17 protein-coding genes, 2 tRNA genes and 2 pseudogenes are annotated in these 17824 nt (G+C 53.4%); 6 read left to right on the top strand and 15 right to left on the bottom strand.

Features of this window, described 5'->3' with window-relative positions; all coding sequences use genetic code 11:
* Window positions 1-218 precede the first annotated feature (218 nt).
* From grcA to EZJ17_RS07520, 3 genes are all read right to left on the bottom strand, one after another.
* The gene (grcA, locus tag EZJ17_RS07510) at window positions 219-608 is read right to left on the bottom strand and encodes an autonomous glycyl radical cofactor GrcA (protein WP_067440976.1); all 390 of its coding nucleotides are present in this window, start codon (window positions 606-608) and stop codon (window positions 219-221) included.
* Between the two features lie 94 nt (window positions 609-702).
* Entirely contained in the window at window positions 703-1041 is a 339-nt protein-coding gene (locus EZJ17_RS07515) for a cupin domain-containing protein (protein ID WP_067440978.1), read from the bottom strand.
* Window positions 1042-1438: 397 nt separating this feature from the next.
* A complete protein-coding gene (locus EZJ17_RS07520) occupies window positions 1439-1750 on the bottom strand; it encodes a molybdenum cofactor biosynthesis protein MoaE (protein WP_082886508.1) in 312 nt (103 codons plus the stop codon).
* Window positions 1751-1793: 43 nt separating this feature from the next.
* Between EZJ17_RS07520 and EZJ17_RS07525 the strand changes: the two are divergent.
* A pseudogene (locus tag EZJ17_RS07525) lies at window positions 1794-2446 on the top strand (IS1595 family transposase).
* A 370-nt stretch (window positions 2447-2816) separates the two neighbouring features.
* Here EZJ17_RS07525 and EZJ17_RS07530 read toward each other — a convergent pair.
* A pseudogene (locus tag EZJ17_RS07530) lies at window positions 2817-3224 on the bottom strand (3-dehydroquinate synthase); the annotation flags it as partial.
* Window positions 3225-3374: 150 nt separating this feature from the next.
* Here EZJ17_RS07530 and groES point away from each other — a divergent pair.
* The 3 genes from groES to EZJ17_RS07545 all read left to right on the top strand — a co-directional run bounded on the left by groES (window position 3375) and on the right by EZJ17_RS07545 (window position 6213).
* Window positions 3375-3662, top strand: a complete 288-nt coding sequence (groES, locus tag EZJ17_RS07535; RefSeq protein ID WP_067444054.1) for a co-chaperone GroES — start codon at window positions 3375-3377, stop codon at window positions 3660-3662.
* Window positions 3663-3714: 52 nt separating this feature from the next.
* Window positions 3715-5358 (top strand): chaperonin GroEL, encoded by a 1644-nt coding sequence (gene groL / locus EZJ17_RS07540; protein ID WP_067444056.1) that lies wholly within the window; start codon window positions 3715-3717, stop codon window positions 5356-5358.
* A 330-nt stretch (window positions 5359-5688) separates the two neighbouring features.
* Complete coding sequence (locus EZJ17_RS07545) at window positions 5689-6213, top strand: hypothetical protein (RefSeq protein WP_151086363.1); 525 nt, start codon at window positions 5689-5691, stop codon at window positions 6211-6213.
* A 352-nt stretch (window positions 6214-6565) separates the two neighbouring features.
* Here the strand turns inward: EZJ17_RS07545 and ispH are convergent, their stop codons facing one another.
* The 4 genes from ispH to trmB form a co-directional block, all read right to left on the bottom strand.
* Window positions 6566-7543 (bottom strand): 4-hydroxy-3-methylbut-2-enyl diphosphate reductase, encoded by a 978-nt coding sequence (ispH, locus tag EZJ17_RS07550; RefSeq protein WP_255361765.1) that lies wholly within the window; start codon window positions 7541-7543, stop codon window positions 6566-6568.
* Window positions 7530-8036, bottom strand: a complete 507-nt coding sequence (lspA, locus tag EZJ17_RS07555) for a signal peptidase II (protein WP_082886512.1) — start codon at window positions 8034-8036, stop codon at window positions 7530-7532. The genes ispH and lspA overlap by 14 nt, the downstream gene beginning before the upstream one ends.
* Before the next feature lie 110 nt (window positions 8037-8146).
* On the bottom strand, window positions 8147-8986 hold the full coding sequence (locus EZJ17_RS07560; RefSeq protein WP_067444058.1) for a DUF4184 family protein: 840 nt from the start codon (window positions 8984-8986) through the stop codon (window positions 8147-8149).
* Window positions 8987-9238: 252 nt separating this feature from the next.
* A complete protein-coding gene (trmB, locus tag EZJ17_RS07565) occupies window positions 9239-9934 on the bottom strand; it encodes a tRNA (guanosine(46)-N7)-methyltransferase TrmB (protein WP_067444060.1) in 696 nt (231 codons plus the stop codon).
* A 152-nt stretch (window positions 9935-10086) separates the two neighbouring features.
* Between trmB and recA the strand changes: the two genes are divergently transcribed.
* A complete protein-coding gene (recA, locus tag EZJ17_RS07570) occupies window positions 10087-11172 on the top strand; it encodes a recombinase RecA (RefSeq protein ID WP_067444062.1) in 1086 nt (361 codons plus the stop codon).
* A 308-nt stretch (window positions 11173-11480) separates the two neighbouring features.
* On the opposite strand, the gene EZJ17_RS07575 is transcribed toward recA, so the two are convergent.
* The 7 genes from EZJ17_RS07575 to EZJ17_RS07605 form a co-directional block, all read right to left on the bottom strand.
* Window positions 11481-11569: transfer RNA gene (locus tag EZJ17_RS07575), tRNA-Ser, on the bottom strand.
* A gap of 198 nt (window positions 11570-11767) precedes the next feature.
* Window positions 11768-11843: transfer RNA gene (locus EZJ17_RS07580), tRNA-Ile, on the bottom strand.
* Window positions 11844-11891: 48 nt separating this feature from the next.
* Window positions 11892-13835 (bottom strand): RNA polymerase sigma factor RpoD, encoded by a 1944-nt coding sequence (rpoD, locus tag EZJ17_RS07585; protein WP_067441002.1) that lies wholly within the window; start codon window positions 13833-13835, stop codon window positions 11892-11894.
* A gap of 40 nt (window positions 13836-13875) precedes the next feature.
* The gene (gene dnaG / locus EZJ17_RS07590; RefSeq protein WP_067441005.1) at window positions 13876-15660 is read right to left on the bottom strand and encodes a DNA primase; all 1785 of its coding nucleotides are present in this window, start codon (window positions 15658-15660) and stop codon (window positions 13876-13878) included.
* A gap of 90 nt (window positions 15661-15750) precedes the next feature.
* Window positions 15751-16026 carry an oxidative damage protection protein gene (locus EZJ17_RS07595; protein WP_067441008.1) on the bottom strand — a complete coding sequence of 92 codons (276 nt, stop codon included), beginning with the start codon at window positions 16024-16026 and terminating at the stop codon, window positions 15751-15753.
* Between the two features lie 32 nt (window positions 16027-16058).
* Window positions 16059-16874 carry a 4-hydroxy-tetrahydrodipicolinate reductase gene (gene dapB / locus EZJ17_RS07600; protein ID WP_067441010.1) on the bottom strand — a complete coding sequence of 272 codons (816 nt, stop codon included), beginning with the start codon at window positions 16872-16874 and terminating at the stop codon, window positions 16059-16061.
* Window positions 16875-16892: 18 nt separating this feature from the next.
* Window positions 16893-17282, bottom strand: a complete 390-nt coding sequence (locus EZJ17_RS07605; protein WP_067441013.1) for an outer membrane protein assembly factor BamE — start codon at window positions 17280-17282, stop codon at window positions 16893-16895.
* Window positions 17283-17369: 87 nt separating this feature from the next.
* Between EZJ17_RS07605 and fur the strand changes: the two genes are divergently transcribed.
* Window positions 17370-17819, top strand: coding sequence for a ferric iron uptake transcriptional regulator (gene fur / locus EZJ17_RS07610; RefSeq protein WP_185737504.1), 450 nt, complete (start codon window positions 17370-17372; stop codon window positions 17817-17819).
* Window positions 17820-17824: the final 5 nt, after the last annotated feature.

Raw genomic sequence — 17824 nt, forward strand, 5'->3', positions numbered from 1 at the left:
GGCTACCTGAAAAATATGGTCAATATAACCAAATCATTTTGAGTTTTCAGGTAGCCTTTCCGTTTATCAATCAAGCTACCTGAAAACTGTTTGGTAATGGTTAAACAAAAACTGGGACTACTTTCACTTATCTTGCCGTCCTGCTATTAGCTATTTCATACCCCGTAAAAAAACCAGCCCCGCCATCTGAAACGGCGGGGCTGTGTTGTGATTCCGGCTTACATATGCTGCGTGAAGGTACGGGTAATCACGTCGCGCTGCTGCTCGGGCGTGAGGGAGTTGAAGCGCACGGCATAGCCGGATACGCGGATGGTGAGCTGCGGATATTTATCGGGATTAGCGGCTGCGTCTTCCAGCATTTCGCGGCTCATCACATTCACGTTCAGGTGCTGGCCGCCTTCCACTTTCGGGCGCATGTAGCTGTCTACCGCCACTTCTTGGTAGCTCACATCGCCCAAGTCGCTCAGGGCAACGATTTGGTCGGCAGCGAAATGCTCGTCCTTGCTGCACAGGCAGCGTGCCTGCTGGGTTTCGTCGTCCAACAGCCAGAAAGAGCGCACCAAGGCGGGGTGTTGGGCGGATTGGGTAATTTGAATGCCTTTAATCATGATGGTTCATCTCCAAGAGTTGTGTTGTAAAGCTATAGTTTTAAAATAATCCCATACCAGCAGGCTGCTGATATGGGGGGGGGAAGGATTAGGGTTAAACGCAGCAGCGGCCAAAGCGCAGTTTTTGGTTTAACAGGGCATGGTAGCACAGCTGTTTCACCACGAGTACGGAGGTATTATCCTCCAAAGCCACGAGGGCATGGGTTTCCTGCGGTTCAAGCCGCGCCAGGGTCATCGGCTGCAAATCAATCTGCCCCTGCTCGGTTTTCAGGCATACCGCGCCAGAGAGGACGGTGATGGTAATGATGGCTTCAGCCGAATAGGGTGGCACTTCATTGCCTTTTTGCAGGTTGAGCTGCACGATTTGCTGGTCAGCATCCTCCGCAATAACGCCGCCTACGGGTTGGTTGGGGTTGAGTTGATAGCCTCGCATGGTGTTTTTCCTGAAAACCGAATGCTGCCAATGCCAGGTTGGCACTACAATAGGGCCATTGGGATACGACAACCATTCGGTTTTAAATTAAATTCGGCAAAAAACGCGCCGACGGCCAGACTGAAACGGCACAGGGCGAAAGGATGTGGGCAATTATTCCAAACCTGCCGCCCTATTCTGCTATTTTACAGATTTTACTGGCCTGCCTCAATTATCGACCGCTCCAAAATCCGCGTGGCGGATGCGATTGGCTAAAAAACCACACAAGGCAAAATGCTACATGAAATTTCAAGTAGCTTGTTTATGACTGCAACCCGCTATTTGACCTGTTGGCGTTCGCCACCCGCCGTTTGGTTATCCAAATCATGAGACAACAACTTGGACGCTTCTAGAATTCCTATTCCCAAATCAGCTCTTCGGCTTTCACCATGTCGATAACGTAGCGGCAGCCGGCGAAGGCCATATCGTGGTGGCAGGTGGTTACACCCACCCACACCGCCATGCCACCCACTTCCAGCCACCTGTAGTGGTACACGCACACGGCTGCTTCCAAGCCAAAGCAGCGTTTGGCCTCTTCAATCACAGCCTGCCCTTGGCAGCACGCCAATTCTTCATACACGCCGTACACCAAATAATTCACGTGCTGCCCATCGTTTTGACGGCGTATCCAGTCTTCGAAGCTGAGGAAAGCACCGCATTGCTCATTTATTAAGGGGACCGTACTAGATTAGCAACTATGTTATCCTCAGAGCATGAAGATAACACACTGCAAATTAAAGAAAAAGTACAGAAAGAACTGATCCGTTTTTTGTGCTGAAAGTTACTGCCCGTGCCACTGCCGATATTTTAGATATCCATCCCAAATTCGGCAGCCCTGTTCTACCGCAAAATCCGCTAAGTCATCAGCCATCATCTAGCACTGGCTACTAATGAGATTTTTGATAACCCAGTTGAGTTGGACGAAAGTTATTTTGGCAGACGGCGTAAGGGTAGGCGCGGTCGCGTGGCGGCAGGCAAAGTGGTCGTCTCCGGTATTCTGAAACAGCATGATAAGGTCTATATGGTGGTTGCAGATAACGACAAGTATGAAACTTTACTGCCTGTCATCAAATAAAAAATTATCCCTGACAGCATCATTTACACGGACAGCCTAAGCAGCCACGACAGACTAGATGTGAGTGGTTTTATCTATCACCGCATCAATCATGCCAAAGCGTTTGCAGACCGTCAGAACCACATCAACGGCATCGAAAATTTTTGGAATCAGGCAAAACGCGCCTTACGCAAATACAACGGAATCGACCGCAAATCTTTCCTGCTGTTCTTGAAAGAATGCGAATTCTGGCTTAACTTCGGCACACCATCCCGGCAGCTTAAAACGCTGCGGAAGTGGTGTGGAATTTAGGGCTAATCTAGTACAGCCCCTTATTAAAAGCTGTTGGTGCAGGGCTTGGCTTTCTATTGCTTATTCATTCAAATCAAATATTCAGCCTACTACTACCGGAGGGATAAAGGCCACGATGTCGTTGGCAACAATCAGCTGCTCTCAACCGGCAAAAGCATGTACCGCCACGCGCACACGTTCCTGTTGTATAGAGTAAAGCTGTATTGCTGTGAAAGTTGTTCGTATAAGGCTGCCGTGGCCCAGCCTTCGGCGATGTGGATTTTTCCTTCTTTGCCTGCTCGCACAGGGCGGCGAAATACAGCTCAGTAATTTCAACAGTTGAACTCAATGCTCACCTCCGAATTTGTGTATCTAGTAGGCAGATATCTTGGATTTGGATAAAGGGGATGCCGCGCTGGTAGGTAGCGGCAGCAAAACCGGCAAGGTCGCCGATTACGCCGCCGCCGAGAGCGAGGATGGTGGTACGGCGGCCGGCATGGTGCTGCAACAATCCAGTGTAGATTTGCTGGAGGGATTCGTTATTTTTGTATTGTTCGCCGTCGGGCAGGATGATGCTGCAGGTACTGATGCCGAGTTGTCGGCAGGCGGCTTCAATAGGAGCAAGGTAGAGCGGGGCAACGGTCTGGTTGCTGATGATGGCGGCTTTGCTGCTAATGTGTGGGCGGATGTGTTCGGCCAGATTATCAAGCAGGCGAAAGCCGATGTGGATGGGGTAGCTGTGGCCGGGGGTATGGACATGCAGAGTTTGCTCTCTGCCATCCTCTCCTCCTTCAGCCAAATATTTTTCCCACCCCACTCTTGAATTCAACGTCACCAGCCTTATCTTCAAGCCCGCACAAATGGTGTGCCGTGCCCTGCCCGGCATATTTCTGTTTACCCTCAATCGGGTAGCAACAAATCATCAAATTCAATTCTGGAGAGAAGATTTATGAAAATTCGTCCGTTGCACGACCGTGTGGTTATCAAACGCCTGGAAGCCGAAGAAAAAACCGCTTCCGGCATTGTTTTGCCCGGCTCTGCCGCTGAAAAACCCGATATGGGCGAAGTAGTGGCCGTGGGCGCCGGCAAACTCACCAAAGACGGCGGGCGCCGTAAGCTGGATGTGAAAGTGGGCGACCGCGTGATTTTCGGCAAATACAGCGGTCAAACCGTGAAAGCAGACGGCGAAGAGTTGCTAGTGATGCGCGAAGAAGACATTTTTGGCATCATCGAATAAGCAACCTCATCAAGACAACAATTTCTGATTTTTTATTTTAGGAGTCATACATATGGCAGCAAAAGATGTACAGTTTGGCAATGAAGTCCGCCAGAAGATGGTAAACGGCGTAAACATTTTGTCTAACGCCGTGAAAATAACACTCGGCCCGAAAGGCCGTAATGTGGTGTTGGACCGCACTTTCGGCGGCCCGCACATCACCAAAGATGGCGTTACCGTGGCCAAGGAAATCGAACTGAAAGACAAGTTTGAAAACATGGGCGCACAGATGGTGAAAGAAGTCGCCTCCAAAACCAACGATGTGGCCGGCGACGGCACCACCACCGCCACCGTGTTGGCACAAGCCATCGTGGCCGAAGGCATGAAATACGTTACCGCCGGCATGAACCCGACCGACCTGAAACGCGGTATCGACAAAGCCGTTTCCGCTTTGGTAAAAGAATTGCAAAACATTGCCAAGCCCGTGCCGGAGAAATCTAAGGAAATCGCCCAAGTGGCCTCTATTTCCGCTAACTCCGACGAATCCATCGGCAACATCATTGCCCAAGCCATGAACGAAGTGGGCAAAGAAGGCGTGATCACCGTGGAAGACGGCAAATCGCTGGAAAACGAAGTGGAAGTGGTAAAAGGTATGCAGTTCGACCGTGGCTACCTCTCCCCCTATTTCGTCAATAACCCGGAAAAACAACTGGCCGAGCTGGACAGCCCGTTTGTATTGCTGTTCGACAAGAAAATCAGCAACATCCGCGACCTGCTGCCCGTATTGGAGCAAGTGGCCAAAACCAGCCGCCCGCTGTTGATTATCGCTGAAGACGTGGAAGGCGAAGCCTTGGCCACGCTGGTGGTGAACAACATCCGCGGCATCCTGAAAACCGTGGCCGTGAAAGCCCCTGGTTTCGGCGACCGCCGCAAAGCCATGTTACAAGACATCGCCATCCTCACCGGCGGCACTGTGATCGCCGAAGAAGTGGGCTTGTCTTTGGAAAAAGCCACGCTGGAAGATTTGGGCCAGGCCAAACGCATCGAAGTGGGCAAAGAAAACACCACCATCATCGATGGTTTGGGCGACAAATCCGCCGTAGAAGCCCGTGTGGTCGAAATCCGCACCCAGATTGACACCGCTACCAGCGAGTACGACAAGGAAAAACTGCAAGAGCGCGTGGCTAAACTAGCCGGCGGCGTGGCCGTAATCAAAGTGGGCGCGGCCACCGAAGTAGAAATGAAAGAGAAAAAAGACCGCGTAGACGACGCGCTGCACGCCACTCGTGCCGCTGTGGAAGAAGGCGTAGTGGCCGGCGGCGGCGTAGCCCTGCTGCGTGCCCGCTCTGCCCTGAGTAAAGTGGAAACTGCCAATGCCGACCAAGAAGCCGGCGTGCAAATCGTATTGCGTGCGGTTGAGTCTCCGCTGCGCCAAATCGTAGCCAACGCCGGCGGCGAGCCGAGCGTGGTGGTGAACAAAGTGCTGGAAGGCAGCGGTAACTTCGGCTACAACGCCGGTAACGATAGCTATGGCGACATGCTGGAAATGGGTGTAATCGATCCGGCCAAAGTTACCCGCTTTGCGCTGCAAAACGCCGCTTCCATCGCTGGCCTGATGCTGACCACCGAATGCATGGTAGCCGACATTCCGGAAGACAAGCCCGCCGCTCCGGACATGGGCGGAATGGGAGGCATGGGCGGAATGGGTATGATGTAATTATCCCAACGCCATGCAAAAGCACCCTCGCCTGAGGGTGCTTTTTCTTGCCTGCCGTTTGCCGTTAGGCTACCTGAAATTTTAGCTTCGCAGAAACTTCACTGCGCTGCGTTTTCAGGTAGCCTCTTCCCCATCACTAATCCGCATATTCTCTATAAATAAATTTCTATATATAACAACAAATAATAATCAAAATGAAAATTCATCACGCCAAACTTAATCCAACATCAAACTTTGGCACGCTTTATGCTTATCCACTATCGAAATTTCTTTTTCTACCCATCTAAACTATCCAACAATTATTAGGACACCAAATAAATGGCTACAGCAGTGAGAAAATTATCCCGTAACAACAAATCCCGCAGCAAACGCAGCGGCAGGAATGGCGGCGGCGCATTGCGTTCAGTCAGCCTTCTGTTGGCTCTGATTCTGGTGGGTGGCGGCGTATATGCCTATATAAACCCGGAAATCATCGAGCAGGCAAAATCCATTGTCGGCTTGGCCGAACCGGCCAATGAAAGCGGTATGGGCGCAACCGCCCCGCAAGTGCCTGCTGCCCCCACCATCACCGATCCGAAAGCCGTTGAAGCACTGAATATGGCGAAAGTATGGGTGGAAACCCGCTTAGCCAAAGGTACCCGCTTGAATGAAATCAATGAAGCAATCGACGTTCCTGTTGGTCAGGAGGAGTTCTGGCAGAGTATCACTCTTAGTCAAGGCGCGATTACTGCTATTCCTGCCGGCAGCACTGCCGAACGTGCGGTTCTCCTGCTGCCAATGCAGTCGCAGGGTCAATTGATTTGGGCTTGTGCCGGCGATATCCCGCAGGCTATCGAAAGCATCTGCACCCAGTAAAGTTACTCTCTAGCTGTTCTTTTAGGCTGCTTGATTTTTCAGGTAGCCTGCTTTTTGCCTGCATGATTCGTAGTATATGGCTAAAGTACATTTTTCATACAAAGCAGCAAGCCACAGACAGTACAAGAGTGCGGTAAAGTAGGTCTACGCCGTATAAAGAAATCAATGCATTTAGCTATAAATCTTTTGCAACACAAGCCAAACAAAGGGCTATCTAAAACCCATTTTCAGGCAACCTTTGCCATACTGGTTGCTTAAATCTGCCCTTACCTCAATACAGCCAAAACCAGAGTATCTGTTTTCCCGAGAACACAAACATTCCGGTATTCCCTGCTGCCCAATCTGTCCACACTCACCCACGCAGTTCTTTGGGCAGCACAAACACGATGCTCTCTTTCTTGCCCTCCCTTTCCTGCACTGTTTCATAACCCCAACTGTGCACGGTATCCACTACCTCTCGCACCAGCACCTCTGGTGCAGAGGCCCCAGCAGTAATCCCTACCCGCTCTTTGCTGGTAAACCATTCCTTTTTCAGGTAGCCTGCATTGTCCACCATATAGGCATCCACGCCACGCTGCGCGGCCACTTCGCGCAAACGATTGCTATTGGAAGAATTGGGCGAGCCTACCACCACCACTACATCGCTGGCCGCCGCCAGCTGCTTCACCGCTTCTTGACGGTTGGTGGTAGCATAGCAGATGTCTTCCTTGTGCGGGCTTCGGATATTGGGAAAGCGCGCCCGCAGCGCATCGATGATTTCCTTGGTTTCGTCAATCGACAGCGTGGTTTGGCTCACGTGCGCCAGCTTATCGGGGTTGTGTACTTCCAAATCGGCTACATCCGCCGCCGTTTCCACCAAAAGCATACTGCCAGGCGGCAGTTGACCCATCGTGCCTTCCACTTCCGAATGGCCAGCATGGCCGATCATGATGATTTGGTAGCCGTGCTCGTCCAATCGCGCCACTTCACGGTGTACCTTGGTTACCAGCGGACAAGTGGCATCAAACACACGGAATCCACGCTCCGCCGCCTCCTGCTGCACCGCCTTGGATACGCCGTGCGCCGAATAGATCAGTGTAGCGCCGGGCGGTACTTCCTCCAACTCCTCCACGAAAATCGCCCCTTTGGCGCGCAAATTGTCCACCACGAATTTATTGTGCACCACTTCATGCCGCACATAAACCGGCGCACCAAACAGCTCCAATGCCCGTTCCACAATACTGATGGCACGGTCCACTCCTGCGCAAAAACCGCGCGGATTGGCCAGCATAATGGTTTTCACCATGTTTTTCCTCTGTGTGTGTCTGTTGCTATCTTTAGGTAGCTTGATCTCGCCTGCCCTGACAGAAACCGTCAATTACGAACAATACTGCGCCAATACAGATAAAACTATCGGCCACATTAAACGCCGGATAGTAGCGATTATTCCAATAAAACAACAAGAAATCGATTACATGCCCGTAATTGATGCGGTCGATGACATTACCGATGGCGCCGCCGATAATCATCGCTGCTGCCACATCACCCAAACGGCCGAATTTCCCAGAACGGATACCCAATGCCAAATACAGCGTAACCACCGCCGCCAAGCCGGCAAACAAATATTTCTGCCAGCCTGAGGCACCGGCCAGGAAACTAAACGCCGCGCCGGGGTTGTACACATGTGTCAGATCGAAAAACCCCTCGATAACCGGTTCGCGCCAGTTGAACACGATATGATCCAACACCCACAATTTGCTCCACTGATCGGCCACCACTACCAAAGCAGCCAGCAAAGCATACGACCACAGCCGGAACCACGAAACTTCTTTCATATTTATCATCACCTAACAGATAAAAAGTGGCTGCACTGTACTATAAAGCGCCTGCATGCAGCCAAACTTATGGAACAGGCTCCAGCGTCAAACAAACATCCTGCCTCTCTCAACTCCATTCAGGCTATAGCTGAAGCAACATCTTCTCCTACCAGACCATGAGCCGTAAACAGTACAAAAGTACAGCAAGACGAGCCAACGCAGTAAGAGAAGAGAAGTGCGTTAGCGATACCTGAAAGCAAAGCGCCGTGCAGAGTAGTAATAATCTGAGCACGCCGCAGTCGATGAGGCAGATTGTTTGCGTAGCGGCATGGGCCAGCGGTACGGGGACAGCGGTTTGCCAAAGTGCCCAGCCGGAGAACGTCAGCAGGGTGCAGCCTGCCCATGAAGAGGCTTTTCTGCTGCACGGTTTTGGCTGAGCGGTGCGGCCGACGGCGGGCGGTATAGAGCGCAAACAGCAGGCAGCCGCCCAAGCCGAGCACACCGCCGCCATATTGCAGCCACTTATAAGCTGGCAGGGCGAGCACCAGCTGCTGCAGCGGGGCAAAATGCTGTACAAACCAGCCGGTCGAGTGGGTGAAGGTATCCAAAAACAGATGGGTGGCCATGCCGAACAGAGCGCTGCCCATAAAGGCAAACAGCACAGCCGCCATTTGGCGGCGTTTTTGCGGTGCGGCGGCTAAGGTATTTTCAGGTAGCCTGTAAGCCGCGTTGGGGCAGTTGGGCAGGAAGTTGCGCAAAGTGTGGTGCCATAAGGCGAGATAGAGCGCGTAGATGGCGAAACACAGCGGCAGGTTTGGCCACAGCAGATTGGCCAAACCATGCCCGCCCGGCACTGCGCAGCCGTGCAGGAAATACACAAAATCCAGTGCGAGGCTGCCGATAACCATGGCCAGGAAGTGAACGCGGCGGCGGGCAAAGGGCAGCATGGCAACGGGGTGGGCAAGGGTGAAGGGCATGGTTGGGGAAGATTTGAGGGTATGGTCAAGAAATTACCTGAAACTTACTTCATTCGTTTTCAGGTAGCTTTTTTTGAGTTGGGTATGCAAATGCTAGTGTGTGGGCGCAAGATTATAGCTGAAACAATTATTTTTTTATACCAGGCGGCGAACCGCAGGCAGTATGAGTAATACGGCAAGCCAAGCCAACGCGGCATGAAGAGAGTAAGGGTTTTAGCTATGGTAAACCAACGGCTACCTGAAACCCACTCATCAGCGTTTTTCAAACACCAAATCCCACACACCATGCCCGAGCCGTTTGCCGCGTGCTTCAAATTTGGTTTCGGGGCGGTAGGCGGGAGTGAGGGCGTAGGCTTCGGCGGTGTTTTGCAGCTCAGGTAAGCTGCCCAACACCTCCAGCATCTGCACAGCGTACTCTTCCCAGTCGGTGGCGAGGTGGATATAGCCGCCGCTTTTGAGTTTGGGCAGCAGTTTGGCCACGAAGGGGGCTTGAATCAGGCGGCGTTTGTGGTGGCGTTTTTTGTGCCAAGGGTCAGGGAAGAAGATGTGGATGCCGCTCAAGCAGGCATCGGGCAGCATGGTTTCCACCACTTCCACGGCATCGTGGCGCATCACGCGGATATTGGCAATATCCTGCTCGGCCATGAGTTTGCACAAATTTCCCACGCCGGGGCCGTGCACATCGATGGCGAGAAAATCTTTTTCAGGTAGCCTTTGGGCGATTTCGGCGGTGGCGGTGCCCATGCCGAAGCCGATTTCGAGGATTTTCGGGGCTTCTCGGCCGAAGGCGGCGTTTAAATCAATAGGCGCGTGTTGAAAATCCAAGCCGAAGCGCGGCCAGTTTTCATCGATGGCGCGCTGTTGGGCGGGAGTCATGTGGCCTTGGCGCAAAACGAAGGATTTGATACTGCGCGGGTGTTGTTCGTGTTGGGCATCGGATTGGGTCATGTTGGGTGTCTGCAATGTGTGGATCAAATGGTGCTATATTGCCAGCATCAGGCGGGGCGCTCAAGTTTCAACCGCTTTCCGGCAAACACAGGGGCTGTGCTTTGTGCGATAATCCACTAGATTTATTCACACTTCAGAAACAGGGATTGATTATGGCAGAAGCAAAAAACAAGGCAGATAAAGCGTCTACTCCTGAAGACGATAAGAAAAAAGCTCTAGCCGCCGCGCTGGCGCAGATTGAAAAGAATTTCGGCAAAGGCGCCATCATGAAGATGGACGGCAGCCATCAGGATAAAAACTTGGAAGTGATTTCCACCGGCTCTTTGGGCGTGGATTTGGCGCTGGGCGTGGGCGGTTTGCCGCGCGGGCGTATTGTGGAAATCTTCGGCCCGGAATCTTCTGGTAAAACCACGCTGTGTTTGGAAACTATCGCACAATGTCAGAAAAACGGCGGCGTGTGTGCCTTTATCGATGCGGAAAACGCGTTCGACCCTATTTACGCGCGCAAGCTGGGCGTGAAGGTGGAAGAGTTGATGGTGTCGCAGCCGGACACGGGCGAGCAGGCGCTGGAAATCTGCGATATGCTGGTGCGTTCCGGCGGTGTGGACATGGTGGTGATCGACTCCGTGGCCGCGCTGGTGCCGAAAGCAGAAATCGAAGGCGAAATGGGCGACAGCCACGTGGGCCTGCAAGCCCGCCTGATGAGCCAGGCCTTGCGCAAGCTCACCGGCCACATTAAGAAAACCAACACTTTGGTGGTGTTCATCAACCAAATCCGCATGAAGATCGGCGTGATGTTCGGCAGCCCGGAAACTACCACCGGCGGCAATGCGCTCAAGTTCTACGCCTCCGTGCGCCTCGATATCCGCCGCATCGGCCAGATTAAAAAAGGCGACGACATCCTGGGCAACGAAACCCGCGTGAAAGTGATTAAAAACAAAGTAGCGCCGCCATTCCGTCAAGCCGAGTTCGACATCCTCTACGGCGAAGGCGTAAGCCGCGAAGGCGAGCTGATCGACTGGGGCGATAAAGTCGGCATCATCAAAAAATCCGGCGCGTGGTATAGCTACAACGGCGATAAAATCGGCCAAGGCAAAGACAACGTGCGTGTGTGGCTGAAGGAAAATCCGGAAGTGGCCGCCGAAATTGAAGCGCAAATCCGCAAGGAAGTCGGCATCAATATCGAGATTACCGAAGGGCAACGCGACAAGACCGACGGCGAACAGCCGGAAGAGTAAGTCTGCCGAAAAGGCTACCTGAAGATACCAAATGCAAGATTTTCAGGTAGCCTTTTTCATTTTAGCTTCGCAGAAACCTTGCGCGAACAACCGCACCAAAGCGCCGCCCTGCCGCCGAAATGGTACAACAGAGGCTGGATAGGTAGTTGGAATAAGGAAAAGGCACCTGAAATAAAAATGGAGCTACCTGAAATCACAGCTGCAACGCAATTAAAACTCACTTCGTGAAACTGCACTTTCAGGCAGCCTTTTGCAAGAGAGCAAAAGGTAATAAAAAACCTTTGTTTCGCAACAAAGGTTTTTCAATTTGGCGGAAGCGGTGAGATTCGAACTCACGGTGGGCCTAACCCACGACGGTTTTCAAGACCGCTGCATTAAACCACTCTGCCACGCTTCCAGTTTAGGAAGCGCGCACTATACAGGTTTTTTGCGAATTTGAACAGCATTATTTTGTGTAGCTGTTCCAAATAGGAAGGGTACTGTGTTGGTTCGCCGATTTGTCTCATTTGGCCATACAGCAGGGTGGAGAAACCGTGCTTTTAGGCTGTTGCAATAGAAAACAGGCTGCAACTGCATGCAGCCTGCTGGCTATTTTTGGTGGGTCTGGCTGGTCTCGAACCAGCGACCAAAGGATTATGAGTCCTCTGCTCTAACCCCTGAGCTACAGACCCGGCTAGAAAGGGCGGCATTGTACCGACAAGCCGCCGGCCTAGCAAGGATTACTGCTTGTTTTCCTCGCTGTCTAGGAAGCTGCGCAAGCGGTCGCTGCGGGTGGGATGGCGCAGTTTGCGCAGAGCTTTGGCTTCGATTTGGCGGATGCGTTCACGGGTTACGTCAAACTGTTTGCCCACTTCTTCCAGCGTATGGTCGGTGTTCATGTCGATGCCGAAACGCATGCGCAAAACTTTGGCTTCACGCGGAGTGAGGCTTTCTAAAACGTCTTTGGTGGCTTCACGCAGTCCGGAATACATGGCGGCATCGGCCGGGGCAATATTGTTTACGTCTTCGATAAAGTCACCTAAGTGGCTGTCGTCGTCGTCGCCGATGGGGGTTTCCATAGAAATAGGCTCTTTGGCAATCTTCATGATTTTTCGGATCTTGTCTTCCGGCATTTCCATCAATTCGGCCAGCTCGGCAGCGTCTGGGTCTTCACCGGTTTCTTGCAGATACTGGCGCGAGATGCGGTTCATTTTGTTGATGGTTTCAATCATGTGCACCGGGATGCGGATAGTACGCGCCTGGTCGGCAATCGAACGGGTAATGGCTTGGCGTATCCACCAAGTAGCGTAGGTGGAGAATTTGTAGCCGCGCCGATATTCGAATTTATCCACCGCTTTCATTAAACCGATATTGCCTTCCTGAATCAAATCGAGGAATTGTAGGCCGCGGTTGGTGTATTTTTTGGCGATGGAAATTACTAGGCGCAGGTTGGCCTGTATCATTTCTTGCTTGGCAGCGGCGGTTTCTTTCTCGTTCGCCACCATGTTTTTGCTGATTTTTTTCAGTTCCGCAATGGAAATCTGCGCGTGTTTCTCCTGTTCGATGAGAATATTCTGCTTTTCGATGATGGCATATTGGAAACGGCTCAGGGCCTCGCTCCACACATGGTTTTTGCTGATTTCGGCTTCCACCCAATTTAAATCGGTAATATTGGACAGGAAATTGTTGATAAAGTAATCGCGATCCATGTGTACACGGTTGAGACAGATGTCGCGGATTTCGCGTTCCAGGCGGCGGATGCTATCTACGCGAGTGCGCAGATTGTTGCTCAGAGTTTCAATCTGGCGGGTGGTAAAGCGTACATTAAGCAGTTGATCAGCAATATAGTTGCGCAGGTTCAGATAGGTTTTGTGCTGGCTGTGGTGTTTTTGCAGCGCAGCAATCATTTTCTGATAGGTAGCTTGGATGTTTTCAAAGTGTGCCAACACTTTTTGCTTGAGCTCTTCGAGGTTGGCGGCAGAGATGGCGCCAGTATCTTCTTCAGTATCTTCTTCATCTGCATTGCTGTCTTCGTTTTCATCCAAATTGGTATTGGGAGCCGCCTCTTCGGCTTTTCCCACACCGATGCCCAATTCATCAAGCAGCTCTTCGTGCGGGTCAATAATATCTTCCACCGCTTCGTCCACCCGGATTTCACCATTGCGAATCTTTTCAATCAGTTCGAGGATTTCAGCAATCGAGCCGGGGCAGGCGGAGATGGCCTGAATCATGTTACGCAGGGCAGTTTCGATTTTTTTAGCGATAACAATTTCGTCTTCGCGCGTGAGCAAATCCACCTGCCCCATTTCGCGCATATACATGCGCACGGGGTCGGTGGTGCGGCCGAATTCGGAGTCGGCGCTGGAGAGGGCGGCTTCGGCTTCGGCAACGGCATCGTCGTCGGTCATGTTGGCCGTATTGTCGGCCAACAGCAGGGTTTCGCTGTCGGGCGTTTCTTCGGTTACCTGAATGCCCAGACCGGAAATCATATTGACGATATTGTCGATCTGCTCGGCATCCGACATATCGTCGGGCAGAGCGTCGTTGATTTCGGCGTAGGTGATGTAGCCGCGTTCTTTACCTTGCAGAATCAGCTGTCTGAGCCGTGCCCTTTGCTCCTCCGGCGTGAGCGGGCGGTTGCTTTCGTCTTGTTCTTCGGTGGCGGGGTTGTTCTGTTCGGACATGTTTCTCTCGTTGTTCACAGGTCGGTGTAATCGGCATTGCCTAAATGGTGCCGTTGGCAGGAGGACGCCTCAAAAGCTCCAGCAGCAGTTTGGTTTCGTCATCGCTCAAGCCGTGTTCGATGCGTTTGCGTTTCAACGCTTCAACTTGCTGGGTTTTCAAGGCGTTCATCAATTTTTGCATGCCTGATTGGAAATTCAGTGCGTCGGATTCGCCATCCCCCTCAAAGTGGGCGCTGTCCGTACCGGACTGCATGATGCGGCTGATATTGCCGTAATAGGGGGTGTTGCGCATGGCTTCCATCAATCCGGCACTGGATAGCGGCGAGCGGCTGCGGCGCACATGGGCGGCCATGACGCTCAGGCAGGCAAGGTCGGTATCCAGTTCCAGATGGTCGGGTAGGTCGATATATGTAGCCCATTGCGGATTTATCAATAGGCGGCGGATTTGTTGTTGCGCCAAGCTCAGCATTTGCGGCTGGCGGAAGGTTTGGCGTGGCAGGGTGTAGCGTTGCTGGGCAACGTAGCGTTTGGGGACTTCCTGCCCCATCAGATGCGCCAAATTGGCCGGATCGATGCCCACTAAGTTGCTCAGTTTCTGCTTGAGCAGGAAGGCGAGGGCGGGGGCGGTAATCTGGGTGAGCAGCGGGGTGGCGGTTTTCACCAGCTCGGCCTTCCCTTCTTGGCTGCGCAAATCGAGCTTGGCGGTGAGCGCGTCCCAAAAATAGGCGGAAAGCGGCTTGCTTTGGTGCAGCAGCATATCTTCAAAACGTTCCCGCCCGTGTTCGCGCACATAGCTGTCGGGGTCGTGGCCTTCGGGCAGAAAGAGGAAGTGCAGCGATTTGCCGTCTTTCAGTTGGGGCAGGGCGTTTTCCAATGCACGCCAGGCGGCTTTGCGGCCGGCCGCATCGCCATCGAAGCAGAAATAGATGCTGTCGGTTTGGCGCATCAGGATTTTAACGTGCTCGGCGGTGGTGGAGGTGCCCAGTGCGGCCACGCAGTAGCCGATGTCGAACTGCGCCAGTGCAACCACGTCCATATAGCCTTCCACCACCAGGATGCGGCCGGCTTCTTTTACGGCAGCACGGGCTTCGTAGAGGCCGTAGAGGTTTTTGCCTTTATCGAACAGCGGGGTGTCGGGCGAGTTGAGGTATTTGGGTTTGGAGTCGTCCAACACGCGGCCGCCGAAGCCGATAACCTGCCCGCTGCTGTTGCGGATGGGGAACATGATGCGGTGGCGGAAGCGGTCGTAGTGGCTGCCGTCTTTTTCAATCACCATGCCGCTGTTGACCAGCGCTTCGGAAGGGTAGGGGGTGAAACTTTGCGCCAGCGGCCGCCAGCTGTCGGGCGCATAGCCCAGGCCGTAGTGGGCTGCGACTTCATCGGAGAGGCCGCGCTTTTTCAGGTAGCCTTTTGCCGTTTCGTTGGCAGCCAGCTCGCGGGTGTAGAAGGCAGCGGCTTGGGCGGTGGTTTCTTCCAGGGTTTGCTGGCGCTGTTTGCGGCGCGCGCGCGCTTCGAGGCTTTCCTGCCGGCCTTTTTGCTGCGGCACCACCATGCCGGCACGGTCGGCCAGATACTGCACGGCTTCGGTGAAGCCCAGCCCTTGGTATTCCATGACGAAACCGATGGCCGTGCCGTGTGCACCGCAGCCGAAACAGTGATAGAACTGTTTGCTCGGGCTGACGGAGAACGACGGAGTCTTTTCTTTGTGGAACGGGCAGCAGGCCATGTAGTTGGCGCCGCCTTTCTTCAGCGGCACACTCTCGTCGATGATGTCGACAATATCGGTTTTGACCAGCAGCTCGTCGATGAATTCGCTGGGAATCATGGCGGGCCGGGGTTTCGGTAGGAAAGGTTACCTGAAAATGGGTTGGGGGATTTTTCAGGTAGCCTCAATGCTGTGCGGACAGCTATGGGTTTATTTGGCAGGCGGAACATAGCCTTGCACCACGTCGGCTTCGCCATCGCCGAAGAAGTAGTTTCCCATTTGCTGCGCCAGATATTGGCGGGCGCGCGGGTCGGCCAGGCTGAGGCGGTTTTCGTTGATGAGCATGGTTTGGTGGCGCGTCCAGGCATCCCATGCTTCCTGCGATACGTTTTCAAAAATGCGCTTGCCCAAATCGTTGGGCAGAGGCGGGAATTTGAGGCCGGGCGCTTCTTTGCCCAGCTTGATGCAATTTACCATGCGGGTCATGTGCTTTCCTTTTCGGGTGGTGTGGATGGGGTTTAACGGTTGTTTAAGCCCAATACGTCTTGCATATCGTATAGGCCGGTGCGTTGCTGTTGCAGCCACACGGCGGCACGTACGGCGCCGGCGGCGAAGGTCATGCGGCTGGAGGCTTTGTGGGTGATTTCCACGCGCTCGCCTTCGCCGGCAAACAGGGCGGTGTGTTCGCCTACGATGTCGCCACCGCGCACGGTGGCAAAGCCGATGGTTTGCGGGCTGCGCGTGCCGGTGTGGCCTTCGCGGCCATACACGGCGCAGTCGGCCAGGTTGCGGCCAAGGGCGTGGGCAATCACTTCGCCCATGCACAGCGCGGTGCCGCTGGGGGCGTCCACTTTGTGGCGGTGGTGCGCTTCGATGATTTCGATGTCGTAGCCTTCGTTCAACACGCGGGTTACGGTGTCGAGGATGTGGAAGGTGAGGTTTACGCCGATGCTGAAGTTGGCGGCAAACACGATGCCGGTGCGTTCGGCGGTGGCGGCGATGGCGGCTTTGCCCGCTTCGTCAAAACCGGTGGTGCCGATAACCATTTTGATGCCGCGCTCGGCGCAGCGGGGCAAAAGGCTACCTGAAACATTGGAACGGGTGAAATCGATGAGCACGTCGCAGTTGGCGAGCACGGCATCGATGTCGCTGCTGATGGCTACGCCTGTTTTCAAGCCGGAAGCATGGCCGGCATCCAAGCCCAAGGCTTCGGAGCCTGCGTGTTCCAGCGCGCCGGTAAGCACGGTGTGTGGATTGGCGGCTACGGCTTCAACCAACACTTTGCCCATGCGGCCGTTCACGCCGGCCAGGGCAACTTTAATGGTGGCAGACATGATATTCCTCAAGCGGGATTATTGCGCAGTTTGGCCGGCAGGCGCGGCTTGCTGCGGTTGTTGCTTGCGCAATTCGTCCAGCACATCGCCTTCGGCTCTAACCAGGGAGTCGTTTGCATCGAAATACAGGGTGAGGTTTTTGCGTCCGCGCACTTTGCCGCCGCGGCTCACTTCGAAAACGTAGTCCCAGCGGTTGCCGTGCAGCGGGTCGCGCAGCAGCGGCGTGCCCAGAATATGCTGCACCTGCTCTTTGCTCAAGCCTTGGTGCAGCGAGGCAACGGCCTGCAAATCGAGCTCGTTGCCCTGCACTATGGTGAGTTTGTAGGAGGGGAAGCGGGCGAGACGTTCGGTGCTGCACGCGGCCAAACCGATGCAGGCAGCCAAGGCCAAATAAACGGATTTATTCACAAATATGCCTTTCAAGATAAATCGCGCACCGCCCCGGCTGAGTAATTTAAAGGTGGGCAAGTGCCTTAAAAATGCGTATTATAACGGTTGTTGACAAATTTGAGCGACAGAACATCATACATCATGGAAAACAATATTGCACAACTCAAAGGCAGCGGCCTGAAAGTAACCGGCCCGCGTTTGAAGATTTTGGATTTGTTTGAAACCCATGCCGAAGAGCACCTGAGTGCGGAAGATGTGTACCGCATCCTTTTGGAAGAAGGCGTTGAAATCGGCGTGGCCACCATTTACCGCGTTTTAACCCAGTTCGAACAGGCCGATATTTTGTTGCGCCACCATTTCGAGAGCGGTAAAGCGGTGTACGAGCTAAACAAGGGCGACCACCACGACCACATCGTGTGCGTGAAATGCGGCAAAGTTACCGAGTTTCACAACCCCACCATCGAAAACTTGCAAGGCAAAATTGCCGAAGAAAACGGTTACCTCATTGTAGACCACGCGCTGTATCTGTATGGTGTGTGCGGCAATTGTCAGTAGAAACA

The sequence above is a fragment of the Eikenella exigua genome (genome assembly GCF_008805035.1).
Classification (GTDB): domain Bacteria; phylum Pseudomonadota; class Gammaproteobacteria; order Burkholderiales; family Neisseriaceae; genus Eikenella; species Eikenella exigua.